The organism is Salegentibacter mishustinae (assembly GCF_002900095.1).
GTDB classification, from domain to species: Bacteria; Bacteroidota; Bacteroidia; order Flavobacteriales; family Flavobacteriaceae; genus Salegentibacter; species Salegentibacter mishustinae.
In genome coordinates this window covers 1708995-1735251 of the sequence record NZ_LLKN01000002.1, presented here as the reverse complement: position 1 = coordinate 1735251, position 26257 = coordinate 1708995, and the positions used below count along the sequence as shown (strand labels likewise).

General features: G+C 37.2%; 21 protein-coding genes and 1 tRNA gene. 2 read left to right on the top strand and 20 right to left on the bottom strand.

Translation table 11 applies throughout. The annotated features are described in order from the left end of the window. Positions 1–31: 31 nt before the first annotated feature. The 11 genes from dapB to APB85_RS10735 form a co-directional block, all read right to left on the bottom strand. Positions 32–748, bottom strand: coding sequence for a 4-hydroxy-tetrahydrodipicolinate reductase (dapB, locus tag APB85_RS10785; protein ID WP_057481720.1), 717 nt, complete (start codon positions 746–748; stop codon positions 32–34). A gap of 72 nt (positions 749–820) precedes the next feature. Further along, complete coding sequence (locus APB85_RS10780; protein ID WP_057481722.1) at positions 821–1411, bottom strand: DUF5683 domain-containing protein; 591 nt, start codon at positions 1409–1411, stop codon at positions 821–823. After that, a complete protein-coding gene (locus tag APB85_RS10775; RefSeq protein WP_057481724.1) occupies positions 1401–2306 on the bottom strand; it encodes a ParB/RepB/Spo0J family partition protein in 906 nt (301 codons plus the stop codon). The genes APB85_RS10780 and APB85_RS10775 overlap by 11 nt, the downstream gene beginning before the upstream one ends. Before the next feature lie 3 nt (positions 2307–2309). Further along, entirely contained in the window at positions 2310–3074 is a 765-nt protein-coding gene (locus APB85_RS10770; protein ID WP_057481726.1) for a ParA family protein, read from the bottom strand. 149 nt (positions 3075–3223) lie between these two features. Then, complete coding sequence (locus APB85_RS10765; RefSeq protein ID WP_057481727.1) at positions 3224–6055, bottom strand: M16 family metallopeptidase; 2832 nt, start codon at positions 6053–6055, stop codon at positions 3224–3226. Between the two features lie 173 nt (positions 6056–6228). Then, positions 6229–7110 carry an SDR family oxidoreductase gene (locus APB85_RS10760; protein WP_057481728.1) on the bottom strand — a complete coding sequence of 294 codons (882 nt, stop codon included), beginning with the start codon at positions 7108–7110 and terminating at the stop codon, positions 6229–6231. A gap of 97 nt (positions 7111–7207) precedes the next feature. After that, complete coding sequence (scpA, locus tag APB85_RS10755; protein WP_057481729.1) at positions 7208–9346, bottom strand: methylmalonyl-CoA mutase; 2139 nt, start codon at positions 9344–9346, stop codon at positions 7208–7210. A gap of 14 nt (positions 9347–9360) precedes the next feature. Next, positions 9361–10743: a methylmalonyl-CoA mutase subunit beta gene (locus tag APB85_RS10750; RefSeq protein WP_057481730.1), complete on the bottom strand. Its 1383-nt coding sequence runs from the start codon at positions 10741–10743 to the stop codon at positions 9361–9363. A gap of 30 nt (positions 10744–10773) precedes the next feature. Beyond that, positions 10774–11091: an FtsB family cell division protein gene (locus tag APB85_RS10745; protein WP_057481731.1), complete on the bottom strand. Its 318-nt coding sequence runs from the start codon at positions 11089–11091 to the stop codon at positions 10774–10776. Positions 11092–11178: 87 nt separating this feature from the next. Continuing rightward, positions 11179–11787 (bottom strand): uridine kinase, encoded by a 609-nt coding sequence (gene udk / locus APB85_RS10740; RefSeq protein WP_057481732.1) that lies wholly within the window; start codon positions 11785–11787, stop codon positions 11179–11181. 92 nt (positions 11788–11879) lie between these two features. Beyond that, positions 11880–13076 (bottom strand): PQQ-dependent sugar dehydrogenase, encoded by a 1197-nt coding sequence (locus tag APB85_RS10735; protein WP_057481733.1) that lies wholly within the window; start codon positions 13074–13076, stop codon positions 11880–11882. A 254-nt stretch (positions 13077–13330) separates the two neighbouring features. Between APB85_RS10735 and APB85_RS10730 the strand changes: the two genes are divergently transcribed. Then, positions 13331–13405: transfer RNA gene (locus tag APB85_RS10730), tRNA-Pro, on the top strand. A gap of 81 nt (positions 13406–13486) precedes the next feature. On the opposite strand, the gene APB85_RS10725 is transcribed toward APB85_RS10730, so the two are convergent. The 6 genes from APB85_RS10725 to aroB form a co-directional block, all read right to left on the bottom strand. Continuing rightward, positions 13487–14632: an efflux RND transporter periplasmic adaptor subunit gene (locus tag APB85_RS10725; RefSeq protein ID WP_057481734.1), complete on the bottom strand. Its 1146-nt coding sequence runs from the start codon at positions 14630–14632 to the stop codon at positions 13487–13489. 9 nt (positions 14633–14641) lie between these two features. After that, positions 14642–18985 carry a CusA/CzcA family heavy metal efflux RND transporter gene (locus APB85_RS10720; RefSeq protein WP_057481735.1) on the bottom strand — a complete coding sequence of 1448 codons (4344 nt, stop codon included), beginning with the start codon at positions 18983–18985 and terminating at the stop codon, positions 14642–14644. 108 nt (positions 18986–19093) lie between these two features. After that, on the bottom strand, positions 19094–20479 hold the full coding sequence (locus APB85_RS10715; RefSeq protein WP_057481736.1) for a sensor histidine kinase: 1386 nt from the start codon (positions 20477–20479) through the stop codon (positions 19094–19096). After that, the gene (locus APB85_RS10710; RefSeq protein ID WP_057481737.1) at positions 20476–21144 is read right to left on the bottom strand and encodes a response regulator transcription factor; all 669 of its coding nucleotides are present in this window, start codon (positions 21142–21144) and stop codon (positions 20476–20478) included. Before APB85_RS10710 ends, APB85_RS10715 begins: the two co-directional genes overlap by 4 nt. Positions 21145–21447: 303 nt before the next feature. Next, entirely contained in the window at positions 21448–21741 is a 294-nt protein-coding gene (locus APB85_RS10705) for a hypothetical protein (RefSeq protein WP_057481738.1), read from the bottom strand. 61 nt (positions 21742–21802) lie between these two features. Beyond that, entirely contained in the window at positions 21803–22870 is a 1068-nt protein-coding gene (aroB, locus tag APB85_RS10700; RefSeq protein ID WP_057481739.1) for a 3-dehydroquinate synthase, read from the bottom strand. Positions 22871–22977: 107 nt separating this feature from the next. Between aroB and APB85_RS10695 the strand changes: the two genes are divergently transcribed. Beyond that, positions 22978–24180 carry a proline dehydrogenase family protein gene (locus APB85_RS10695; RefSeq protein WP_057481740.1) on the top strand — a complete coding sequence of 401 codons (1203 nt, stop codon included), beginning with the start codon at positions 22978–22980 and terminating at the stop codon, positions 24178–24180. A 64-nt stretch (positions 24181–24244) separates the two neighbouring features. Here APB85_RS10695 and APB85_RS10690 read toward each other — a convergent pair whose 3' ends face one another. The 3 genes from APB85_RS10690 to APB85_RS10680 all read right to left on the bottom strand — a co-directional run bounded on the left by APB85_RS10690 (position 24245) and on the right by APB85_RS10680 (position 26255). Next, positions 24245–24964, bottom strand: a complete 720-nt coding sequence (locus APB85_RS10690) for a YebC/PmpR family DNA-binding transcriptional regulator (protein ID WP_057481741.1) — start codon at positions 24962–24964, stop codon at positions 24245–24247. A 95-nt stretch (positions 24965–25059) separates the two neighbouring features. Next, positions 25060–25350, bottom strand: coding sequence for a 4a-hydroxytetrahydrobiopterin dehydratase (locus APB85_RS10685; protein ID WP_057481742.1), 291 nt, complete (start codon positions 25348–25350; stop codon positions 25060–25062). Positions 25351–25439: 89 nt separating this feature from the next. After that, positions 25440–26255: a sugar nucleotide-binding protein gene (locus APB85_RS10680; RefSeq protein WP_057481743.1), complete on the bottom strand. Its 816-nt coding sequence runs from the start codon at positions 26253–26255 to the stop codon at positions 25440–25442. Positions 26256–26257 lie beyond the last annotated feature (2 nt).

Sequence of the window (26257 nt, the reverse complement as noted above, 5' to 3'; positions counted from 1 at the left end):
TTTGCCAACTTAATACTGTTGACCTTCAATTCTATTTTATTTGGTCAGAAAGTACGTCTTTCATGGTGAAAACGCCTTTTTTATCTTTGATCCATTCGGCGGAAATTACAGCACCAAGGGCAAAACCTTCCCTGGATTTGGCGGTATGCATAATTTCAATAGTATCTATTTTAGATATGTAAGAAACGGTGTGGGTGCCGGGAACGTTTTCAATTCTTTTGGCTTTTACTGGAATCTCATCTTCTTCAGCATGATCCAGTTGCCAGTTGTTCTTTTTATCGTTTTCAGTAATTATCTGCTGCGCCAGGCTTATAGCGGTTCCACTGGGTGCATCTTGTTTTTGTGTATGGTGAATTTCTTCAATTTCCACTTCATAATCACTCATACCATTCATCATCTTCGCCAGTTTCCGGTTCAGTTCAAAGAAAAGATTAACGCCCACACTAAAATTTGAAGCATAGATAAATGCAGAATCTTCTTTTTTGCAGATATCTACCGCCTTTTCATAGTCATCAAGCCAGCCTGTGGTTCCGCAAACTACTGGTATATTATTTTTAAAACAGGTGGTAATATTCTTGAATGCTGCTTTTGGAACACTAAAATCTATAGCAACATCAATTTCCATTTTATCCAGTTCGAAGGTGTCAATATCTTCTTCAAGTTTTAAAACAATTTCGTGACCACGGTTTACTGCAATCTCTTCGATGGTCTTCCCCATTTTTCCGTATCCTAAAAGTGCTAGTTTCATCTCTATTTTTTTAATCTACTTATAATTCTAATTGAAAGGATAACAATATTCCTATGCTATCTATTTTTATCTTTAAAATCTAAAATTTAAAGATAGTCCATAGTTGGACTTGCCTGTAAAATCGTCAAACTCCATATTAGGTTTTAAACTAAGGTCTTCACTAACATTAAATTGTTGTAGATGCGCGTTTACATTAGCATCAATAATATTTAATACGTAAAACCCTGCAATTACCAGTATCGAGATTTCCTTATTTCTGCGGTAAAATTCCTGTGCTCTTATTAGTCCGTCGTCAGATATTCTTTCGTCTCCATCAACAGTAAATTCATCTTTTCTACCAGCAAGCCGATTTTTATAAGCATCTCTATAGCGGTTCCATTCTTTATTGTTATTTATATAAAAATAAACTCCGGTACCAATTCCGGCGTAAACCAACGGAATTTTCCAGTATTTACCGTTGTATGCCTGGCCCAATCCGGGTAGGATAGCCGAGTAGAATGCAGCTTTTGCGGGTGCCAATGCATTATAAGGTTTATAATCTTTTTCTTCTGAAATTGTATCTATTAATTCAGGGTTTTCAATCCTTAAGGAATCTTCCTGGGCTGTAAGTGTAAAAACGAACAACAGAAAAAAGAAAAATGATAGTACCCGATTAGTCTTCACCCTGAATAAGTTTTTTTAGTCGAATAAAATCTTCTTCGGAAGAAAATGGAATACTAAGTTTTCCTGATCCTTTTTTAGTAACCTTTACATCAACTTTTGTCCCGAGATATTCTGAGAATTCTTTAATTCCCTTTTTATAAGAAGTAGGAACTGCAGCGGTTTTTTTGGAAGTTTTTGAAGCTTTTGAGCCTTCGTTTACTTCACGCACCAGTTGCTCGGTTTCTCTTACCGACAATGATTTTTGAAGTATTTTTTCGTAGATCTCCAGTTGCTTTTGCGGATCACTAACATTTATAAGTGCGCGGCCGTGGCCCATACTCATAAAGCCATCTCGCATTCCTGTTTGAATTATAGGGTCGAGCTTAAGAAGACGTAAATAGTTGGCAATAGTAGAGCGATTTTTACCAATGCGTTCACTTAATTGTTCCTGGGTAAGGTTTATTTCATCTATTAAACGCTGGTAAGAAAGTGAAATCTCAATAGGATCCAGATCCTGGCGTTGGATGTTCTCAACCAATGCCATTTCTAGAGATTCCTGGTCGTTGGCAATCCTTATATATGCAGGAATAGTTTCTAAACCTACTAATTTTGAAGCGCGATAACGACGTTCTCCCGAAACCAATTGGTATTTATCAAAATCCAGTTTTCTTACGGTAATTGGCTGGATTACACCTAGTTCTCTTATTGAAGACGCGAGTTCTTTCAGGTTGTCTTCATTAAAACTGGTTCTTGGCTGAAATGGATTTACTTCTACAGAGTCTAAATCTAATTCTACAATATGTCCAACCAGTTTGTCGGCATTTTTATCTTCTGCAGATTGGATATCGTTTTGTGGATCTTTCAATAAAGCTGAAAGTCCACGTCCTAAAGCTTGTTTTTTGGTCGCCTTCGCCATCTTCTACGAGTTTTTCTTTATAATTTCATGTGCCAGGCTTAAATAATTGCTGGCTCCTTTGCTGCCTGCATCATAATTAATAATGCTTTCCCCATAACTTGGGGCTTCACTTAAACGCACATTTCTTTGAATGATTGTATCAAAAACCATCTCGCCAAAATGCTTCTGTACTTCTTCTACCACCTGGTTAGATAACCTTAAGCGAGAATCATACATAGTAAGCAATAAACCTTCAATATCCAGTTTATTATTATGAATTTTCTGAACGCTTTTTATAGTATTCAATAATTTACCTAAACCTTCCAGCGCAAAATATTCACACTGTATTGGAATAACCACCGAATCTGAAGCGGTCAATGCATTTAAAGTTAATAAACCCAGGGAAGGGGCACAGTCAATTAAAATAAAATCATACAGCTCTTTTAGCGGGGTAATAGCCTTTTTTAGCATAGATTCTCTGGCATCCTGATCTACCAACTCAATTTCTATAGCCACAAGATCTATATGAGCAGGAATAATATCAAGATTTGGAGAACTGGTTTTTTGAATACATTCTTCAGGAGCTATCGAGTCTTCAAAAAGCTGGTAAGTACCTAATTCAACCTCTTCTACGTCAATTCCGAGTCCGGAAGTGGCGTTGGCCTGTGGGTCTGCATCTATTAACAATACTTTCTTTTCAAGTACTCCAAGCGAAGCGGCCAGGTTTACCGAGGTAGTAGTTTTCCCCACTCCTCCCTTTTGGTTTGCAATAGCAATGATTTTACCCATTAAGTTTTTATGATTTTTGAAGGGTAAAAATACAATTTATTACAGGTTTATAAAATGATTTTGTTAACAGCTTATACATAAAAAACCGATTGTTGCCAGAAAAGCACAACAATCGGTTTTAAATAAATTAATATTAAGCAAATCTCGGATTATTCCCCGGCTTCTGAAGCTTGACCTTCTTTTTTCTCTGGCATTAGAATACCTAGTAAATAATTCTCGTTTAAATATTCGTTGGCAACTTCCTTAATTTCTTCTTTTGTTAAAGCAGCTACTTTTTCTTCATATTTTAAGACTTCATTTATTTCACGGTCTTCCATATCAGCCGATTCCAGTTGATCCAACCAAAAACGGTTTTCCTGAAGCTGATCTTTGCGCTGTACTAAAAAGGTTTCTTTAATTTTTTCAAGATCCTTTTCAGTTGGGCCGTTTTCTTTAATTTTTTCAACTTCAGCAAGTGCAGCTTCAGTTAAGCTTTCCACATTTTCAGGCCCACAAGGAAAAGAAATACTAAAGCTATAAGACCCATAAGGAATTTTGCTTAGGTTGCCACGGGCGCCAACTCCATATACCCCGGCTTCTTCTTCTCTAAGTTGCTCTACCAGTTTTATCGTTAGGATCTCTCCTAGAGCTTTCATCGTAAAATCCTTTTCCGCTTCATAATCGGTTTCCCCATTCCAAATAATATTTACCATACTTTTAGGATCGGTTCCTTTGTAAATCACTTTCTTATCTCCTGAAGTTGAAGGTTTAAATTCAGGCACTTCAAATTCTTCGGTTTCTTCTGAAGAAGGTAAGCTCGCAATATAGGTTGAAGCGTATTCTTTTACTTTTTCTTCATCTATATTTCCTACAAAATAAAAGGTGAAATCACCAGCATTGGCAAAACGCTCCTGGTATTTTTTGTAAGCTAATTCATAATCCTGTGCATCGTATTTTTCTGGAGTTGGAAAACCAACATATCTTGGATTGCCTTCATTTCTGAATTTCCCTAATTCATTCTGAAAATAAAAATTAGGATTAGACATTAAGTTTCCTAAAAATGCCTTTTGCTTATTTGCAAAAGCGGTATAGGCTTCTTCATCCTTATTAAGATCGGTGAAATAAAGATGAACCATTTGAAATAGTGTTTCAAGGTCTTTTGGGGTTGACGAACCACTAAAGCCCTCGGTAATTCCCGAAATTTCCGGACGAACCTGAACTATTTTTCCGCTCATCATTTTACTAAGATCGTTTATAGAAAGATCTGCAATCCCGGCTTGAGAAAGACCGCTATTAGCTAAAGCAGTATTTAAGTAATCTTCATCTGAATACAAGGAAGTACCTCCCATACTTTTAGCGCTAAATAGGATTTCATCATTTTTAAAGTCGGTTTTTTTGTAAACTACTTCAGCGCCATTGCTAAGTTTTAATCGTGTGAAACCAACTTCCTCGTTCTCTTTGGTTTCTACTACGCTACCGGCATTGGGCATTTTAGTCATTAAATTATCACGCAACTTTTCTTCTTCGTAAGCGGCAATTTCAGAGTTTTTAATTTCCTCTAAAAGTGACATAACCTCTTCTTCCTTAACCGGCTCTAAACCTTCTTTTTTAGGCCCGGTAAGAACAATTACGCGATTATCTTCGTGAAGAAATTCAGAAATAAGTCCGTTTATTTCTTCAAGCTCAATATTTTCTAAGTTTTCCTGGGCAAAATTGTAGCGCCATTCAGTTCCCGGAATAGGGGAGTTTTCAAGAAAATGGCTTACATACTGATTCACCAGGCGACCGCTTTCCTGTTTGTCTCGGTCTTTGTATTGTTTCTCCAATCTTGCCAGATATTCACTCTTAGCTCTTTCAAATTCACTTTTCGTAAAACCATGACGTTTTACACGCTCATTTTCTTCCAGTAAAGCTTTAAGAGATTCTAATTGCTGGTTTTCGCCAGTCATCGCGAAAGACTGGTAGGCATTTTTATTCCTGGCAAAAGTGCCTCCATAGTAAGAATAACCATAGTTGAAGGGAGGATTTGAACTATTAGTAAGTTCACTTAAACGGTTATTGATCATTGTTGAGAAAAGATTTTTTTCCATCTGATCTATATAATCCTCTTTAGTAACCACATCTTCAGATTCTTTGTGGTCTTTATAATACACACGAACCTGGGAAAATGGAGCTTCTTCATCTGTAGCTATAGAAACAAAGGTTTCTTCGTGATTGGGAAGATCATAAGTTTTCCTTTCTCTGGGATTTTCTACTGGTTCCAGGTTAGAAAAGTGCTCTTTGATCTTTTCTTCTATCTTTTCAACATCCAAATCTCCTACAGCCACAACAGCCATAAGATCTGGACGGTACCAGTCTTTATAAAAATTGCGAACAGTTTCGTAATCTGCTTCCTGAATCACCTCTTTTTTTCCAATAGGAAGCCTGTTTGCATAATGAGAGTTATACATTACTTTTGGAAGGTATTCCTGCATCATACGCTTATCGGGACCAAGGCCTAAACGGTATTCTTCCATAACCACACCGCGTTCTTCATCGATATCCTCATCGGTCATAGTAGCTTTATGCGCCCAATCTTCAAGTATTTGAAAACCGGTGTTTAGGGTTTCGTCATCATCGCTGGGGATAGGAAGAATATAAACAGTTTCATCAAAACTGGTATATGCATTAAGATCGGCGCCAAATTTTACACCAATGCTTTGTAGGTAATCTACCAGTTCATTTTTTTCAAAATTTTCGGTGCCATTAAAATTCATGTGTTCTACAAAATGAGCCAAACCTTGTTGATCTTCATTTTCAAGAATAGAACCGGCGTTTATAACCAAACGGAGCTCTAATTTGTCTTCGGGGCGTTCATTATTTCTAATATAATAGGTAAGGCCGTTATCCAACTTGCCCATCTTAACTTTGGGACTTATCGGAATATTTTCACTCTCCTGAGCTTGCAATCCAACATTGACTGCTAAGAAAAGAATTAATGAATTCAGTAGTAATTTTTTCATTTAAATAGGTGTTATTGATTAATTGTGCAACAATATACATCTTTTGTGATATTATTTTCAATAGAATTAAATATTTAGTTGAAAAAGGTTTTGTGAGATTACTTATATGAAATAAAAAAGCCTGCAACTTTTAAAAGTTCCAGGCTTTGAAATATAAACTTAAAAAAAGATACTTAATTACCTTTCTTAGCTTTAATCATGGCCTCCAATTGATCCCACATTTCCTCGGGGATTGCTTCTAATAAGTTAAACTGGCCTGCACCTTTAAGCCATTCGCCTCCATCTATGGTAATTACTTCACCATTTACATAAGCTGAAAAATCTGAGACCAAATAGGCGGCAAGGTTTGCCAATTCCTGATGCTCACCAACTCTTTTTAGTGGAACTTTTTTAGCAAGATCGAATTTATCTTTTAAATCTCCCGGCAATAATCTATCCCAGGCGCCTTTAGTGGGGAAGGGGCCGGGTGCAATTGCATTGAACCTAATTCCGTATTTTGCCCATTCTACCGCTAAGGAGCGCGTCATAGCCAAAACTCCTGCTTTCGCGGTAGCACTTGGCACTACATAAGCAGAACCTGTCCACGCATAAGTGGTCACAATATTTAGTACGGTTTTTTCTTTTTGTTTTGTATCTATCCAATGTTTTCCAAGCGCCATGGTACAGTTTTTACTTCCTTTTAGCACAATGTCAATAATAGTATCAAAAGCATTGGCGCTTAATCTCTCGGTTGGAGAAATAAAGTTTCCTGCAGCATTGTTTAATAAAACATCTATGTTTCCAAATTCTTTTAGAACTTCATCGCGCATATTTTCTACCTGATCGTAATGTCTAACATCGCATTGAACAGCGAAACATTTACCTCCGGTCTCATTTTCAAGTTCTTTGGCTGTATTTTGAAGTTTTTCCAGATTTCTGGAAGTTATAGCTACATTAGCGCCAAGTTCCATAAAGTATTTGGTCATTGCTTTTCCGAGGCCACTTCCTCCACCGGTTACGATAATTGTTTTGCCTTTTAAAGCATCGTCCCGAAGCATTTTTTTAGTAAAATCCATAGTATATTTTTTAGTTGGTTGGTTTACTCACTAAGTGAGATATAATATTTTAAGTCTTTTTATAATTCATAAAACCTGCAAGGTTATTTTTACGAGTTTAAACTTCTTCCTCTATTAAAATCTCCAAAAGCTGGATAGCGGCATCGCTTATTTTAGTTCCCGGGCCAAAAACCGCCACAGCGCCGGCATCAAATAAATATTGATAATCCTGCGACGGAATAACCCCGCCAACAATTACCATAATATCCTCTCTACCTAATTTCTTTAATTCTTCCAGAACCTGCGGAACCAGAGTTTTGTGTCCTGCTGCTAAAGAGGAAACTCCAAGGATATGAACATCGTTTTCCACTGCCTGTTTTGCTGCTTCTTTTGGGGTTTGAAAAAGTGGACCAATATCTACATCAAAACCAAGATCTGCATAACCGGTAGCGACTACTTTGGCGCCACGATCGTGACCATCCTGACCCATTTTTGCGATCATAATTCGGGGTCGTCTTCCATCCTGTTCTGCAAATTTATCGGCCAGTTCCCTGGCTTTTTTAAACGAAGTGTTCTCTTTCATCTCTTTAGAATATACACCGCTAAAGTTTTGTACTTTAGCTTTATGCCTACCGTAAACTTCTTCCAGCGCATCGCTAATTTCACCTAAGGTTGCGCGATGTCTTGCCGCCTCAACAGCTAAGCTAAGCAAATTCCCGTTTTCCTTTTCCGCGCATTCGGTAAGATCTTTTAGCGCTTTTTTAACTTTTTCGGTGTTTCTTTCGGCTCTTATTTTCTCTAGGCGCTCTATCTGTTGTTTTCTTACGGTCTGGTTATCTACTTCCAAAGTAACCAGCTCATCTTCTTTTTCGAGTCGGTATTTGTTAGTGCCCACAATAATATCGGTTTCACTATCTATCCTGGCCTGTTTTTTTGCTGCGGCTTCTTCAATGCGCATCTTCGGTATTCCTTTTTCAATGGCTTTGGTCATTCCGCCTAATTCTTCAACTTCCTCTATGAGTTTCCAGGCTTTTTCAGCGATCTCGTCGGTAAGTTTTTCCACATAATAACTTCCGGCCCAGGGATCTACCGTTTTTGTGATTTTTGTTTCCTGTTGAAGATGTAACTGTGTGTTTCTCGCTATTCTTGCTGAAAAATCTGTTGGGAGTGCAATGGCTTCATCTAAAGCATTTGTGTGCAAACTTTGCGTTCCGCCAAAGGCTGCCGCTGCAGCTTCAATACAGGTTCGCGCTACGTTATTAAAAGGATCCTGCTCGGTTAAACTCCACCCGCTGGTTTGTGAATGTGTTCTAAGTGAAAGGGATTTTGGATTTTTAGGATTGAATTGCTTTACGAGTTTTGCCCAAAGCATTCTGGCGGCTCGCATTTTAGCGATTTCCATAAAATGGTTCATCCCAATTCCCCAGAAAAATGAAAGTCGGGGTGCAAAACTGTCTATATCCATTCCGGCTTCCAAACCTTTTCGAATATATTCCAATCCATCGGCTAAGGTGTAAGCGAGTTCAATATCGCAGGTAGCACCGGCCTCCTGCATATGATACCCTGAAATACTTATGCTGTTGAATTTCGGCATATTCTGCGAAGAATATTCAAAAATATCTGAAATGATCTTCATAGAAGGAGTTGGAGGGTAGATGTAGGTGTTTCTTACCATAAACTCCTTTAAAATGTCATTTTGAATAGTTCCTGAAAGTTGCTCAGGTTTTACGCCTTGTTCTTCGGCAGCAACGATATAAAAAGCTAGAATTGGCAAAACCGCACCATTCATGGTCATGGAAACCGACATTTTATCGAGCGGAATTTGATCAAAAAGGATTTTCATATCTTCTACCGAATCTATAGCCACACCGGCTTTTCCAACATCTCCAACCACGCGCTCGTGATCACTGTCGTAACCTCGATGGGTAGGAAGATCAAAGGCTACTGAAAGTCCTTTTTGGCCGGCAGCAAGATTTCTACGGTAAAAAGCATTACTTTCTTCAGCAGTAGAAAATCCGGCATATTGGCGGATTGTCCAGGGCCGGCTTACATACATGGTACTGTAAGGACCACGTAAATATGGAGGTATTCCTGCGGCGAAATTTAAATGTTTTAGATCTTTAATATCCTCTTTTGAATAGGAAGGCTGCAAGTTTATTTCTTCCGGAGTTTTATAGGTGTTATTTTCACCTTCCTTTTGCCGTTTTCCAAGTACTGGTGCTGTAAGTTTTATATGTTGAAGATCTTTTCTTTGCATTACTCTTTTTTTAATTAATCGGCTTTTTCCTGGTTTATTCTTTCCTGCTCCATTTGTTCACTTAGGCGTCTTTCCAGGATAGGTTCTATTAGAGTTTTACGCGGATTTTGCTTTAAAAACGGATACAATTCCAGTTCATCTTTCATTTTATCCTGCGGGTTTTCGAATTTATTAGTACCTATTAATACCAATTCGCCCGTGTCAAATTGTTCCTGTTCTTTTTTCGCGCTTTCCTTTATTTTTCGCTGAATAGCTCCTTCTTTTAATTGCTTTAAAAAGCCACCGCCCTTTTCTATTTCTTTAAAAATATCTAAGGCCATTTCCGCAAATTGTTTGGTGAGGCTTTCAATATAATAAGCACCTTCAGCAGCATTGGCAACCTTGTCAAGATAAGCCTCGTGTTTCATCACCAACAATTGGTTACGCGCAATCCTGTCGCCAAATTCATTGTTTTTATGATAGATAGCATCATAAGGCATATTATAAACCGTATCGGCACCGCCTAAAACCGCGCTCAGACTTTCGGTGGTGGTTCGAAGAAGATTTACGTTGAAATCGTAAAGCGTTTTGTTTCTTTTAGTAGGCTGAGCCAGGATATGGCAAGTTTCTGGAATATTGTATTCTGAAGCTAAAGTAGCGTACAGCCATCTTAAGGCTTTAATTTTAGCAATTTCAAAGAAATAATTAGGTCCCGAAGCGATCAAAAATTGTGGTTGAAATTTCTCGAAATTCGGGTTTTCCTGAAAATGGTTAAGATATTCGTTAACGTGTGCCAGGGCATAAGCCAATTGCTGCGGAATATTCGCACCGGCATTTTGATATAAAGTGGTATCTATACTGATTACCGATTTAAAATTTTTTGAATTGGTAAAAATACTTTCAAGGATTTCGTGATCTTTTTGAAGATTATGGAACCAGTTTCCCGAGCGGGCTAGGTTGCCTATAATATCAAATTGAAGAAAAATTTGATGTTTTTTCCCTTTTAATAATTCCCGCAAACGTTTGAAATAATCCTCAGAAAAAAAGCTAAAACTTAAGTAAATTATAGTTTTATCCAGAGCTATTCCTTTCAGTAAATTTTCAATAGAAATTTCTTCATTTGGGATAATAAACCAAAGGCTTTCGGTTCCTTTTTTAAGGATTTCGTTTGCGCGTTTATTGCTTTTTTCAGCAGAAACTACGTATAATCTTTCGCAAATGTTCCAGTTTTTTGGAGAAGGTGTTTTTATGCTGTCTTGAATATCTTCAGCATTATAAAAGGGTTTTATATTAACTCCGTCAAGGGATTTATAGACGAGTTTCTCGTTATAATCGGCTCCCTTTAAATCAAATTGTATTTTTTGTTTCCATTCTTTTGCAGAAACTTCGTCAAATTCCTGAAATAAAGATTCTTTCATTGCGTATTTTTTCTGAAAATTAATTCCCGGTTACTCTTCAATAGTATCATATTCAATTATGAATATTTCTTCATCGGGACGTTTCATATAATATTGCTGTCGCGCAAATTTTTCTATTTCTACTGAATCCTGAAGCTGTTGTATTGTAGCTTTATCTTTAGAAATTTCATTCTTATAATATTGCCTGTTTTCTTCAAGTTCGTCTATTTCCTGATTTAGTTCGTTATGAATTAGCCAGGAATTGCTATCAAGAAAAAACATCCAGCCACCAAAAATAAGTATCAGCAAAACATATTTATTGCTGATAACCTTAAACCATCTTTTGTTTCTTAATTCTTTTAAATTCAATTCTTCTAGCTTCAGTAACTAATTAAGACTATTTGGTGATTGGTAAGTTTTAATGCCTTACCGGCTATTTGGAATAAAGATACAAAATTAGGCCAAGCGGTCCTTGATTATGGTCTGTACAATATCAACAGCTACGGTATTATACCTGTTAGTAGGAATTATAAGATCAGCAAATTCTTTGGTGGGTTCTATAAACTGCTGGTGCATTGGTTTAAGCGTAGTTTGATATCGCCATAGAACTTCATCTAAATCGCGTCCACGTTCGGAAATATCTCGCTTAAGTCGGCGAATTAAACGCTCATCACTATCGGCATGAACGTAGATCTTAATATCAAACATCTCCCTAATATCCGGATGGGCGAGTATCAAGATGCCTTCCACAATAACGACTTTCCTGGGTTGGGTTTCCAGTGTTTCTTTAGTACGATTGTGTTCTTTGAAAGAATAAACAGGTTGCTGAATAGTGTTACCAGCTTTAAGTTCTTTTAAATGTTCTACCAGGAGATCAAAATCTATAGATTTTGGATGGTCAAAATTGGTCTTAACCCGTTCTTCTTTTGCTAAATGACTTAGATCTTTATAGTAGGAATCTTGAGAAATAACATCTACCTCTTCATTTTTTAATTCATCTATAATTTGTCTTACCACCGTTGTTTTTCCACTTCCGGTTCCACCTGTAATTCCTATAATGAGCATCTAAAAAAATTTGGGGCAAATTTAAACATTTGCCCCAAATTAGAAATAAATATGATATTTAATTCCTAAGCCCTGATCTTAGGGATTATAAATTACTCTGTTTCTTCAAGCGGTAACATTTTTACTATTCCTGTTCCTTCAGCCGCTACATAAATAAATCCATCGGGACCCTGTTGAACATCTCGCATTCTTCCAAGACCTTCAAGTAATTTCTCTCTCTTGGTCACTTTGCCATTTTCCATAGCTAAATGTTCCAAATATTGAAATTTTAGCGAACCAACTAACAGGTTTCCTTTTAGCTCAGGATATTTATCTGAAGTTACTTTTTCAAATCCACTGGGAGCAATAGAAGGCACCCAGTAGGTAAGAGGATTCTGAAACTCTGGTCCGGTTCTTTCTTCAGTAATCGTAGTGCCATCATAATTTTCACCGTAGGTTACTACCGGCCAACCGTAATTTTTTCCGGCTTTCACTACGTTTATCTCATCACCACCTTTTGGGCCGTGTTCGTTAACCCATACTTCACCTGTTTCCTCGTTGAAGATCATTCCCTGCGGATTTCTGTGTCCGTAAGAATAAATAGCTTCTTTCGCGTTTTCCTCTCCTACAAAAGGATTGTCTGAAGGTACGCTTCCATCTAAATCAAGTCGGTACACCTTTCCACCATCTCTTGTAATGTCCTGCGGATTCACATCTCTATTTCCTCTATCACCGATAGTAAAAAATAAATGACCTTCGCCGTCAAAAACAATTCGTGATCCAAAGTGTTGTCCCCTGGTAGAGTTAGTTTCTCCTTTATAAAGATCTTCGCGATTTGTTAATTGGTTATTTTCCAGTTTGGCTCGCATTAAGGCAGTATTTCCGCCTTCGCCTTCACCTTCCTGGGAAGAATAGGTGATATAGACCCAATTGTTAGTTTCAAAATCTGGGTGTAGCGCAATATCCAGTAAGCCACCCTGGCCCTGGTTGTAAATTTCGGGAGCACCAGAGATCGCTACTTTTTCTCCGTCCTTAAAATGATAAATATCTCCTCCTTTTTCGGTAACCAGTATACTACCATCGGGTAGGAAGTCAAAACCCCACGGGATTGACATATCTCCAATCACTACCTCGTGTTCATATTCCCTGTCGGGAGAAACTGCTTCCGGTTGTTTGTCGGGAACGGGATTGCTGTCTTGATCACTGGTTTCAGTTTGTTCTTCAACTTCAGCTTTTTCTTCTGATTTTTGATTTTCTCCACAAGCGGAAAAAGTAAAGATCAGGCCTAATAATAATAAAATACGCTTCATAATGTTTTTTTTGGTTTGGCTTAGCCTGCATTATAGCTAAGTTTTCATCTAAGATATAAAAAATCTAAAGTTTTTCTTGTAGACTGAGAAGTTTTCTTATATTTGCACCCGCTTTGCAGGATATTAATGACTGCAGGTTGACATTTTGAAATTGAAACGATGGCATTTGCTATTGAGTTTCGGGGTGTAGCCCCGACGTAAAGTCGGGATAAACTTCGCCCAATTATCGCGCCGAGCGCGATTAAGAAATTACTCGGGGTGTAGCGTAGCCCGGTTATCGCGCCTGCTTTGGGAGCAGGAGGCCGCAGGTTCGAATCCTGCCACCCCGACTAAATAAAGCCTTTCATTTAAAAATGTGAGGCTTTTTTTATGGATTAGATTTTCTTCACTATTTAAAATTCAGGTTTCTACTATTCAGTAATTAAGGTAAAGGCCCCTTTGGTTAAAAACTGGTCATCTTGCTTAAAGTCAGCACTGTTTTTAATGATAGTAAAACCATTAAATGTATCTCCAGGTAGAACTTCACGACGTTTAAAAATATAGTTGCTATCAGTTTTTGTGTCTAATACCAATACATAACTAGTATTATCCAGGGAAACGATACTTTCTGCAGGAAGGGCTTTTGCTTTTCTTTTATCTATAATGATCTCGGCTTCTACAAACATTCCGGTGGCAAAACTGTTTTTTTTCTGCTCGTCTATAAAATGTCCGTGTACTTTTACGTTTCTTTTTTGTTCATCTATAGAGGTTCCTACCAGGTGTACTTTGCCTTCAATGGTATCGGTATTAGCTTCAGGAATAATAAACCTTATATTCTGTCCTTTTTTCAGTTTCATCACATCTTTTTCAAAGACATTCAATTCAATATGGAGGTGGTCACGATCTATGATTTGCATTAGTTCATCGGCGGCAGAAACGTACATCCCGTTATTGATCTTCATTTCGGTAATACTACCTGTAATAGGTGCGTAGATGCGAATCATAGAAGAAATATTCCCTTTTTCAACCGCTTCCGGATTCAAATTGAGCATTTGTAGTTTTTTGCGAAGCGCCCGGTATTTTGCCTGGTTACGTTTGTATTCGCTTTCGGCTTTGAGAAAATTTCTTTCAGAAGTGATTTTTTCCTCAAGAAGTGTTTTCTGTCTTTGGTATTCAGATTTTAAATAATTCATTTGCTCCATTGCATCCAGGTAATCCTGCTGCATTTGCACATAATCTGGATTTTCCAGGCTTACCAAAAATTGCCCTTTCTTAACTTCGTCGCCAATAAGCAAAGGAGTTTCTCGCACATATCCATCGGCAAAAGAACTCACCATGGCTTTATTTTCTGGCGGCACGTCTATCATTCCGGTAGTTTCAACACTTATCGGGAAGCTGTTTTCTTCAATTTCCCCTAATTCCATATCGCTGCCTTCAAATTGCGCAAAGCTTAATTGTATTCCTCCATCGCTGGAATTAGTGGCCGTTTCTTCACTATTTTCTTTTTCTGAATCTCCGCAGGAAGACATTAATAATACGGCAAGAAGTATTAATATGGATTTTAAATTATTTGTCATGAGATCAGCTTATAAGGTTAAATAATTTATCTGAAGTACGGTTTGGTTATACGCGTTCAGGTTTTCGTAATACGAAAGAATGATGTTGTAGGAGTTTTCAAGGCTCTGGATATATTCAAAAAAATCTATCTCCCCATTCTTATAGCTTAAATTTGCTGTTTTTATGATTTCTTCAGAAAGGCCTTTTCCTTCATTTTCATAATAGGAAAGCGCTTGCTGATGCTTATTTAGTTGTTGAAGAAGTTGCTTGTATTCTGAATTCAATCTTACTTCATAATCTGCAGTTTCCTGCTCGGCCGCCTGTCTCGCAATATTTGCAGCTTTTATTTTTGAAGAATTCCCGAAGAACAACAGTGGAATATGAACGCCAACCTGATAGCCTTTTAAAGGAGTATCTATAACATCGTTATTAAATTGAAAGTAACTTAAGCTGATATCGGGCAGCAGATTTTGCTTTTCTAATGCAGCCCGGGCCTGGAAGAAATCATTACGATTTTGGTAAAATTCCAAACCGGGATTACCTTGAACTCCTAAACTTTTAATGCTTAGCTTTTCTATAGGAACCTTTTTAATAATAATTTCCTGATCAGTATTTATGAATGGTTTTAGTTTTTCATAAGAAATACTAAGCTCATTTTGTGCTTGCTTTAATTGAGTTTCCAACTGCTTTTGTTTAGATCGAGCAGTGATTTTTTCCAGGTAATTGGTTTCACCCAGTTCAAATCTTCTTTTTGCGGCATAAGCGAATTTTTGGTACAAACTATCCAGATCTTCATATACAGCAATCCTGGCTTTTTCATACTGCAGCTGATAATATACTCTTGAAACTTTCTGTTCTAAATTTAACTGCTTCAGCTTAAAGGTGCTTTGTTCTTGTCTGAAACCGGTTTTATAGACTTTTTTACGTGCAAAATAAACCGTGGGAAAATTAAAAAACTGGCGCACCCCTAAAACATCGAGCGATTGATCGTTTGCACGGTTACTCTCGTCATTTCCAAAATAGCCTTCTGTTTTGTCAAAAGTAAAGGCGCTTCCAATAAGGGCATCGGCTTCATCAACGCGAAGAGAAGAGGCCTGGAGGCCAAAATTGTTTTCAAATGCTATCTTCTTCAGTTCTTCAACATTCTCAATAGTAGTGACCTCAGTTTCCTGGGAAAAACCGGAAAAACCAACCAATAATAGAAAGATAGTTAAAGGCTTTACACGAAGCTTATCTTTGGCCTTCCCCTTATTCTTTTTCTCTTTATTAAATAAGGAATATATTACCGGTAAAACAATTAAGGTAAGTAGGGTAGAGGTGATCAATCCGCCAATTACCACAGTAGCCAACGGCCGCTGTACTTCGGCACCTGCTCCGGTAGAAACAGCCATTGGTAAAAAACCTAAAGCTGCGGCAGAAGCCGTTAATAAAACAGCACGTAATCTATCCTGGGCCCCATTTATAATCAGGTTATCATTATTTTCCATTCCTTTCTCTCGTAATTCTTTAAAATGTTCAATAAGTACAATTCCGTTTAATACAGCAATACCGAACAGAGCGATAAAGCCAACTCCTGCCGAGATACTAAAGGGCATTCCGCGTATCCATAATAAAAGAACTCCACCTACGGCAGCTAAAGGAATAGCTGAAAATATCATTAAAGCTTCTCTAAAGGTTCCAAAAGCGAAATACAACAGAATAAAAATAAGTACCAGCGCGATGGGAACGGCAATTTTTAGACGTGAGGTGGCGCTTTGCAAATTCTCAAACTGCCCGCCATAGGTGATAGTATACCCGGGAGGTAAGCTAATATTTGCATCTACAATTTGCTTGATCTTATTTACAACGGTTTGTAAATCGCTATCTCTCACGTTTATTCCAACTACAATTCGCCTTTGTGTATTATCTCTAGAGATTTTAGCAGCTCCTTTTTGATAGGTGATATCTGCCAGTTCGCTGAGCGGCACTTTTTCTCCTGAAGGCGTATCTACATAAAGGTTCTTTAAATTAGAAATATCCTGGCGCCGGTCTTTTTGCAGTCTTAAAACCATATCGAAGCGTTTTTCACCTTCAAACACACTACCCATAGTAGCTCCTGAAAAACCCATAGTGATAATTTTATTGAGTTCTGCTATGTTAAGACCATACCGAGCTATTTTTTCGCGTTTGTAGTTTACATTCATTTGGGGGAGACCAACAATTTTTTCAACTACGATATCTGAAGCTCCTTCCACATCTGCGATGAGGCTTTTGATTTTTTGTGCTTTAGTATTTAATATTTCCAGGTTTTCCCCAAAGATCTTCACAGCAATATCTGCACGCACGCCGGTGATCAATTCATTAAAACGCATTTCTATGGGTTGGGTGAATTCGATTTCCATTCCCGGGATTATAGCTAAAGCTTCTTTAAACCTATCAGCCAACTCATCTTTTGTGTCAGCCGAGACCCATTCCCCTTTTGGTTTTAGTGAGACAATCACATCACTTTCTTCCATAGACATAGGGTCGGTAGGAACTTCTGCGGCACCAATTCGGCTAACTACCTGGTCTACTTCTGGAAAGCTGTCTAGCAGGATTTTTTCGATCCTTGTGGTGGTTTCAATGGTTTTACTAAGGGAAGTTCCTGTTTTTAAGACAGGTTGAATTACAAAATCACCTTCATCTAACTGCGGAATAAATTCACCACCCATCCTGCTGAAAATAAAGCCTGAAAAAATAAGTAAAATGACCGCCACGGCTAGTACCAGTTTTTTACGGCGCAAAGCCCAGTTTATGGAAGGCTTATAAATTCGATTTAAAAACTTGATAAGCTTAACGGAAATATTTTTTTCTGAAGGTTCTTTTGATTTTAAAAATAGGGCCGAAGCTACCGGTACGTAGGTAAGACAGAAGATCATTGCCCCAATCAATGCAAAACTAAAGGTAAGTGCCATAGGGCGAAACATTTTTCCTTCAACTCCACTAAGGGATAGGATGGGAATAAAAACAATAAGAATGATCAACTGCCCGAATATGGCTGAATTCATCATTTGCGAAGAACTATTAAAACTAACCCTATCTTTTAGGTTTCGCAATTCTTGCTTATCGAGATTTTCATATTCATTTTGCTTTTGAGTCATTTTAAAGGCCGTAAACTCTACGATAATTACCGCGCCGTCTATAATAATCCCAAAATCTATCGCTCCTAGACTCATTAAATTGGCATCAACACCAAAGATGTACATCAGGAAGAGCGCAAATAGTAAGCATAGTGGAATTACCGAAGCAACCACTAATCCAGATCGGAGGTTTCCGAGCAATAAAACCACTACAAAAATAACGATGAGACAGCCCAGGATAAGATTTTCAGCAATGGTAAAAGTGGTTCTTCCTATAAGTTCACTGCGATCTAAAAAAGGTTTGATCACCACTCCTTCAGGAAGAGTTTCTGAAATATTAGCTACACGATCTTTTACGGCTTCAATAACTTTATTAGAATTAGCACCCTTCAACATCATCACCTGCCCAAGAACGGTTTCACCTTTTCCGTTAGCGGTAATAGCACCAAAACGAGTAGCCTGTCCAAAACCAACTTTAGCCACATCCCCGATATAAACTGGGGTTGCATTTTTATTTGTAACAACTATATTCCTAATGTCATCCAGAGAAGTAACCCGACCCTGTCCACGAATAAAATATGACTGGTTTACCTTTTCAATATACCCGCCACCCGCTACGCTATTATTATTTTCAAGTGCGGTGAACAGTTGCGAAATGCTAATATCCATCGCATTCAATTTATTGGTATTAATTGCGACTTCATATTCCTTTACATATCCACCCCAGGCATTAATTTCTACCACACCATTAATACCCGACAATTGTCTTTTTACGATCCAGTCTTGAATAGTTCTAAGGTCTTCCGCAGAATAGCGATCCTCATACCCTGGTTTGGCATCTAAAGTGTACTGATAAATTTCACCCAAGCCGGTAGTAATGGGACCCATTGCTGGTTTTCCAAATCCGTCTGGTATTTTTTCAGAAGCCGATTTTATTTTCTCTGCAATAAGCTGCCTTGGTAAATAGGTGCCGAGACTTTCTTCAAATACGATAGTAACTACCGATAGACCAAATTTAGACACCGAACGAATTTCTTTAACTCCTGGCAAATTGGCCATTTCTAATTCTACCGGGTAGGTTATGTACTGTTCCATATCCTGGGTAGAAAGATTTCGGGAGGTTGTAATTACCTGTACCTGATTGTTGGTAACATCTGGAACTGCGCCCACTGGAATTTGGGACAGAGAATACAACCCAAAACCAATGATAAAGACCGTAAAAAGAAGAATAATTAATTTATGAGAAATACTAAATTTAATAATACGGTCTAGCATAATTTCTATTTGTGTTTTTCAAAGATAAATTTGCTCCTCTATCGATGTGGCATTTTTAATGACACCCAAAGTTATCGTGATTGGCCTAAGGCTTTCCTCAAGCTTTTCTTAAGATTGGCTTAAGAATATGATGGTTACTGTTGTGCCCCGGCCAAAAGTACTTTTAATCTCTATTTCGGCTCCTATGGCATCAGCACACTTTTTAGCTATGGCAAGGCCCAGTCCATTACCTGTTATTTTTTTATGACTAAGCGCATCAGACCTGAAAAAGCTGTCGTAAATTTTGGTCAAATCTTCTTCCCTGATTCCAATTCCTTCATCTGTGATCGTACAAATAATTTTATCTTCAAGCGTTTTGACTCCAATGTTAATGTTTGAGTTAGCCCTGGAATATTTGACAGCATTACCTAAAATATTATCAATAATAATTTTGCTGTAATAATAAAGTCCTTGAGCTTTATCTGAATGATCAAAATCGAGATCTATCTTTAAGTTCTTCTCATTTATAGCATTCTTAAATTGGGATATTGATTCATCAATAAGCTTGGGCAGGGAAGTCCATTCGTCGTGCTTTTTTTGGTAGCTTGAATTATCTAAACGGGCTAGTAGCAGTAGTTGCTCAAGCGTAGAAGTCATTCGGTCTATTTCGATTAAACTATACCTTATTTTTTCTTCATATTCTACCTGGCTTCTCGGTCTCCTTATCAATACTTCCAGGGTTCCCCTTAGAGTTGCCAGGGGCGTTCTTAGTTCATGTGAAGCATCAGAGGTGAACTGTTTTTCTCTTTCTATAGCATTTTCTATACGTTCCAGCAGGGCATTAAAATTAGTTGAAAGTTCATGAATTTCGTCCTGGTGGTGTGGAGTGCTTACCCGCTCGTTGAGGTTGTTTCTGGTAATTCTGCTAATAGTATTACTTATTTCCCGGACGGGTTTAATACTTCTTCCGGCTAAAAAACGTGAAACAAAATACACTCCAATCAAAACAATAAAAAAGGAGATCAATAATACATTTCTTAATTTTGAAATTACTGAAAGGGCAGACTCATAAGACATAGCCGCAAGCATATATCCTTTTATTTTTCCTTCTTTCTCTATGGGTAATTGAACCTGCCTGATGTTCTTTTGATTCAACTTAGTATTGAAATGTCCCCCGAATTTTGTTTGTTTAAATGGAAGTTGATCCATCTTAAGGTTTGGTGATTTATCCATTAAATTACCTTGCTTATCCATCACTTGAATAAATACAGGATTTACTTCACTTTCCCGATGCTCGCGTTCTTCCCATTCTGCTTTATTGGCAAAATAGATGCGCTCTCCGCTAATTGCTATTTCCCCAGTATGTTTTATTGCTTCATAAGAAAGATCACTGTCAAGGTTTTCTAATACAGTATTTTTCACGGTAAAAAAGATAGCACCGAATACCAGGGCCATTAGAGTTGCCGTGGCTACAATATAATGTAAAGTGATTCTATTTTTGAAGTTCAGGTTCATGATTCTTTTGCGATATATCCCACTCCGCGAACTGTTTGGATATAATTTTCATCTTCAGATAATGCTAGTTTCTTTCTAAGTGCATTAATATATACATCTATAACTCCGGTATTATATTCAAACTGTATGTCCCAAACACTTTCTATAATTCGGGTTCGTCTACACACTTTGCCCTTATTTCGCATTAAGTATTCCAAGAGTCCAAATTCTTTTTGGGTAAGATGAATTTCATCAGCATTTTTATGCACCTCGTGTGTTTCAGTATTTAAAGTGATATTGCCTAAAGTGAAGAAGGAATGCTCCCCAGATTTTGGCCTAAGCTGTACCTTGATACGCTCTAAAAGTTCTTCAAAATGGAAAGGCTTTTTGATATAATCGTTTGCACCAGATTGTAAACCAAAGACGGTTTCATCAAGAGTGTCTTTCGCGGTAAGAAAAATGATAGGTGTTTCCTTAAATTCTTTCCGGAATTGCCTACATATTTCTATACCACTTAAACCCGGTAACATCCAGTCTAATAGTAATAAATCATATTCGCCCGATAAAGCTAAGTGCAGGCCTTCTTTTCCTTCCTCGGCAAGATCCACAGCAAAAGATTCCTCTTCTAATCCTTGTTTTAGAAAAGCTGCAATGCCCGCTTCGTCTTCTACAATTAGTATTCTCATTATTCAAATATTCATTAAACTTGTTTAAGTATAGATTAGAAGTTTCTTAAGATTAGCTTAAGCCGAAAGTTATTTTTAATAATCTATACGTTTCTTTCAGTAGCTGAACTAAATTAAGCTTTTTAAAAGCGCTCTTAAATTACAAAGAAGATAGGTTTGGAAATATGATATATATTATGGTAATCTATTTTTGACATGGTGAAAAAACGAAAGTTTTTAACTTTAAAAATAAAAAAGGGATCCTTCGGCGTAGTAAGATCCCTTTTTTATAAAATTTAAAATATTTCAGAAAAACAAGTGCTGCTATTTTTCTTCTTCTTCCTCGTCTTTTTCAGGAATTTCTACGATTGGTTCATTATAATCTGAATCATCGTAATCGTCTTCATCAAAATTGGCCATAGTATTCTCAAGACGTGTACTTACCTTAACCAGGTAGATCGTATCTTCAGTCTTTACTTCAACCGCTTCAATAGTTTCATTTTTCGCATTTTTAAACGCAATAATTTGGTCGTCGTCGTACCCATCTGGGTATTTCTCGACTAAAAGGCCAAGGATTTCCGGAGTTAGTTTTTTGTAGTCAACAATAATTCTTTTCATAAATAAGAGTTTATGAGGGTGTAGTTAGTATGTTTTAAAAATAGTATTTTTAAGTTATAAATCAAGCTTTCTTATAATATTCAAAAGCATTCCAAATTAGTTGGTTAGGTACTTTGCAATCTATCACTGGGTTTCCAATATCTTTTAGAAGGACAAAATTTATATTTCCGTGGGAATTTTTCTTGTCGTATTTCATTAAATCTATGATTTGCTGAATATCTTCTTCTGAAAATACTACCCGATCATAAATATCCAGAATTTTAACAGTAATTTCCTTTAATTTATCTTCAGGAAAGTCCTGAAGTTCCTTTGAAAGGTAAGTGGCCAGAATCATCCCAACCGCAATGGCTTCCCCGTGAAGTAGCGTCGTTTTTTCAGAATGAGTCAGAAAATAAGATTCTATAGCGTGACCCAGCGTATGGCCGTAATTTAATGTTTTTCGTAATCCGTGTTCTTCTGGGTCTTCAGTAACTACTTTTGCTTTAATTTCTACCGATTCTTTAATGATTTCATCAAGATCGTCTAAAGTAAGCTCACTTAGATTAGTTACTTTATTCCAGTAAGTTTCGCTACTAATTAAAGCGTGCTTTAAGATTTCAGCGAGTCCGCTTCGCATTTCTGTTTGCGGTAAAGTGCCAAGAAAGGCGGGATCTATGATCACCATTTCGGCGTGATTAATAACTCCAATCTGGTTCTTAAGGTTACCAAGATCAACGCCTGTTTTACCTCCTACAGAGGCGTCTACCATGGCCAGGAGACTTGTAGGAACATTAATATAACGAATGCCACGCTTAAATGTTGAAGCTACAAAACCGCCAAGATCGGTTACCACACCGCCACCTATATTAATCATAAGGCTTTTGCGATCGGCATCCAATTCAGAAAGTGCATTCCATAGGCCTGTGCAGGTTTCAAGGTTTTTATTTATTTCTCCTGCTTCAATTTCAAGAATTTCAACATTTTCAGGAGATTCCAGCTTTTTCAAAAAAATAGCAAGACAATCACGGTGCGTGTTATTGTCTACTAAAAAAAATATTTTAGATGGATTTACTTCTTTTATAAAAGCATTTAGCTTGAGAAAGCCGTCTTCCTGATAGTAAACCGGCCCTTTAACTTCACTATGAGACATAGTTGATGAGGTTTTTAGCATTTGTAATATGGCTTCGAAAATAAGCAGAAATATTCATAATAAAATCAAACTTCAATAATTATATTTGCTACAATTAACACACGCCCATGATTAATAGAAAAATCTTTAACGACACAAAAACGGCTTTTAAATTAAAATCTGATTTAGAGCTGGATCGTGCTATCTTTTTGTTTAGCATGATGAATAAGAAGACGCTGGTAGATGCAGGTTCCTGGTTAACCAAATTCTCTTTAAAGCTTCACTTGCCGGTGGAAGGACTAATTAAAAAAACCATCTTTGAGCAGTTTTGTGGCGGTATTACCGAAGAAGATTGTAAACCGCTTACCAAAGAGATGTACTCTAAAAAATTGCATAGTATTCTTGATTACTCGGTGGAAGGCAAGGAAACCGAAGAACAATTTGATGCTGCCCTGGAAAAGAAAATGAAGCTGATTAAATTCGCTGCCGAAAGTGACGAATTACCTTTTTCACTCTTTAAACCTACCGGAATCGGAAGGTTTGCCATCTGGGAAAAAATTACCGAGCGCGTAAATCTAAGTGATGATGAAAAGGAAGAGTGGGAGCGTGTTAAGGAAAGAGTAGATAAGTTTTGTAATTGCGCTTACGAAAATAATGTAAGACTTTATGCCGATGCCGAGGAGAGTTGGATGCAACTTGCAGCCGATGATCTTATGGAGGAAATGATGAAGAAATATAATAAGGACAAAATTCTTATTTATAACACTTTCCAGTGCTACCGTTGGGATAGGTTAGAATATGTAAAAAACCTACACGAAAAAGCTAAAAAAGAAGGCTTTAAGGTTGGAGCCAAAATTGTGCGTGGTGCTTATATGGAAAAGGAGAATGCACGTGCTAAAAAATATGGTTATACATCGCCAATTTGCGAAAACAAAGAAGCAACCGATGTTAATTTTAATAGCGTAATGTCTTACTGTTTAGCTAATCTTGAAGATATTCACCTGTTTATTGGTACTCATAACGAGGTAAGTAATTACCTGGCCTTACAAAGTATGGAAGATAAAGGTTTGCCTTTAGATGACGACCGTATTTGGTTTAGCCAACTCTATGGAATGAGTGACCATATTAGTTACAACCTAGCTAAAAAAGGATATAATTCGGCAAAACTATTGCCTTTTGGGCCGGTAAGAGATGTAGTGCCTTATTTATTAAGAAGAGCTCAGGAAAATACTTCTGTAAAAGGTCAAACCGGGCGTGAACTTTCTCTTCTAGAAGAGGAAAAGAAACGTAGAAAAGGAGAGCCTACAAAACACGATAGGGGAGAGCATTAATAGTAAAAAGCTGTTTAGAAATATAATTCCAAACAGCTTTTTTTATGCCTTACAATAAAGAAAATTAAGCTTCGGTTTCTTCCATGGTGTGATATACATTTTGCACATCATCATCTTCTTCCAATCTTTCCAGTAGTTTTTCAACATCGGCAGCTTCTTCTGGAGAAAGCGGTTTTGTTACCTGTGGGATTCTTTCAAATCCTGAAGAAAGTATTTCAATTTCCCTATTTTCTAATTCTTTTTGAATAGCTCCAAAATATTCGAACGGCGCATAAATATGAATGCCGTCTTCATCTTCAAAAACTTCTTCAGCTCCAAAATCTATAAATTCAAGCTCCAGTTCTTCCACATCCAAGCCTTCAGCATTTAATCTGAAATTACAGGTATGGTCAAACATAAATTCTACCGAGCCTGAAGTTCCAAGGTTCCCATCACACTTGTTAAAATGCGACCTTACGTTGGCTACAGTACGGTTATTATTATCTGTTGCGGTTTCCACCAATACGGCAATTCCGTGTGGCGCGTAACCTTCAAAAAGTACAATTTTATAATCGCCCTGGTTTTTATCACTCGCCCTTTTAATGGCTCGTTCAATATTATCTTTGGGCATATTCACGCTTTTCGCGTTTTGAATAACTGCTCTTAGTTTAGCGTTGGTATCAGGATCTGGACCACCTTCTTTAACGGCCATCACAATATCTTTTCCAATGCGAGTAAAGGCTTTGGCCATTGCCGACCAGCGTTTCATCTTACGCGCCTTTCTAAATTCAAATGCTCTTCCCATTTATTCTGAATAAAAATTGGGGCAAAAATATAAAAAAGCTTCCAATTCAATTTAAAAATTGGAAGCTTTAAATTTTAATACTCTTTTTTCTGAATTTAAGCCGAAGCTTCAACTATTTCTTCAATAGCTTTTGCCAGTTTAAAATCTTTTTCCGTAACTCCATCGGCATCGTGTGTAGAAAGCGAAATTTCCAATTCGTTGTAAACATTTGCCCAATTAGGATGGTGTTGTTGGGCTTCAGCTTCAAAGGCTATACGCGTCATAACCGTGAAGGCATCTTTAAAATTTGCAAATTGAAAAGAAGTATGAATTGCGTTATCTTTATAAACCCATCCTTCCAGGTTTTTCAGTTTTTTATTGATATCGTCTTCATTGAGCTTTGTCATCTGAATAATATTTAGTGATTAGTACCTTAAATTTAAGCAACAAAAGCTTGAATTCTTAATCTAATTCACTTTTAGTACAAGATTAACAACTACTGCTTTACAGAAGCCTTTGCAACCTGGCGTACAGAAACCTGTAGGTTTTTAGGCAAAATATTCTCTTTAGGTAAAACCGCTAAAAATCTATCGAAGTTAGAATTATAGATATTTTTAAAGACCAGGTTTTTATGGCCTAAAACTTCACAAACCTCTTCAATAAAATCTTTTTGATGTACAAGGTCGTTACTTCCCAGATGAAAAACTCCTTGTTTTTTCCTGTTAATAATATAATGTACCTGCTGGGTTACCTTTTCAATTTCAGTCACATTAATTACCACATTGGGGAATACCTCTATGGCTTCGCCAAGATCAATAAGCGTTTTAATTTGTTTTAGGCGCGGAGAATTATGGCCAAAGACCATAGGCAGGCGTAAGATGTTATACTTATCGTTAGGTAGTCTTAGTAAAGCATTTTCAATTTTAATTTTAAACCTTCCATAAATGCTCTGAGATAAGGTTTTATCGTATTCGTACGAAGGGAAATTGGTAAACGCATCAAACACATTGGCTGAAGAAATAAATAGAAGCTTACAGTTATGGGTAAGAATGTAATTTATTATTTCAAAATGAGCGATAATTTGTGCGTCAAAACTTCCGCGAACAGCCGAAATTATTACCGTAGGTTTTACATTTTGAAGCAGAATCTCAATATTTTCAGTTTCAATATCGTATTGATGAAACTGATGATTCTCCTCAAAAGCCGCGTTTGAAGTATGGTAGGTACCGTGGGTATCAAAAAAGGAGCATAGCTCTTTATATAAGGCATTGCCTATAAAGCCGCTTGCTCCTAAAATTAAAATTCGTTCCAAAA

Coding starts and splice junctions, on each gene's coding strand:
- APB85_RS10765 (WP_057481727.1), bottom strand. CDS start 6,055: ATGAAAAAATTACTACTGAATTCATTAATTCTTTTCTTAGCAGTCAAT.
- scpA (WP_057481729.1), bottom strand. CDS start 9,346: ATGCAAAGAAAAGATCTTCAACATATAAAACTTACAGCACCAGTACTT.
- APB85_RS10705 (WP_057481738.1), bottom strand. CDS start 21,741: ATGAAAAGAATTATTGTTGACTACAAAAAACTAACTCCGGAAATCCTT.
- APB85_RS10760 (WP_057481728.1), bottom strand. CDS start 7,110: ATGGATTTTACTAAAAAAATGCTTCGGGACGATGCTTTAAAAGGCAAA.
- APB85_RS10735 (WP_057481733.1), bottom strand. CDS start 13,076: ATGAAGCGTATTTTATTATTATTAGGCCTGATCTTTACTTTTTCCGCT.
- APB85_RS10690 (WP_057481741.1), bottom strand. CDS start 24,964: ATGGGAAGAGCATTTGAATTTAGAAAGGCGCGTAAGATGAAACGCTGG.
- APB85_RS10710 (WP_057481737.1), bottom strand. CDS start 21,144: ATGAGAATACTAATTGTAGAAGACGAAGCGGGCATTGCAGCTTTTCTA.
- APB85_RS10725 (WP_057481734.1), bottom strand. CDS start 14,632: ATGACAAATAATTTAAAATCCATATTAATACTTCTTGCCGTATTATTA.
- APB85_RS10695 (WP_057481740.1), top strand. CDS start 22,978: ATGATTAATAGAAAAATCTTTAACGACACAAAAACGGCTTTTAAATTA.
- APB85_RS10720 (WP_057481735.1), bottom strand. CDS start 18,985: ATGCTAGACCGTATTATTAAATTTAGTATTTCTCATAAATTAATTATT.
- aroB (WP_057481739.1), bottom strand. CDS start 22,870: ATGTCTCATAGTGAAGTTAAAGGGCCGGTTTACTATCAGGAAGACGGC.
- APB85_RS10750 (WP_057481730.1), bottom strand. CDS start 10,743: ATGAAAGAATCTTTATTTCAGGAATTTGACGAAGTTTCTGCAAAAGAA.
- APB85_RS10715 (WP_057481736.1), bottom strand. CDS start 20,479: ATGAACCTGAACTTCAAAAATAGAATCACTTTACATTATATTGTAGCC.
- dapB (WP_057481720.1), bottom strand. CDS start 748: ATGAAACTAGCACTTTTAGGATACGGAAAAATGGGGAAGACCATCGAA.
- udk (WP_057481732.1), bottom strand. CDS start 11,787: ATGCTCATTATAGGAATTACAGGTGGAACCGGAAGTGGAAAAACAACG.
- APB85_RS10775 (WP_057481724.1), bottom strand. CDS start 2,306: ATGGCGAAGGCGACCAAAAAACAAGCTTTAGGACGTGGACTTTCAGCT.
- APB85_RS10685 (WP_057481742.1), bottom strand. CDS start 25,350: ATGACAAAGCTCAATGAAGACGATATCAATAAAAAACTGAAAAACCTG.
- APB85_RS10770 (WP_057481726.1), bottom strand. CDS start 3,074: ATGGGTAAAATCATTGCTATTGCAAACCAAAAGGGAGGAGTGGGGAAA.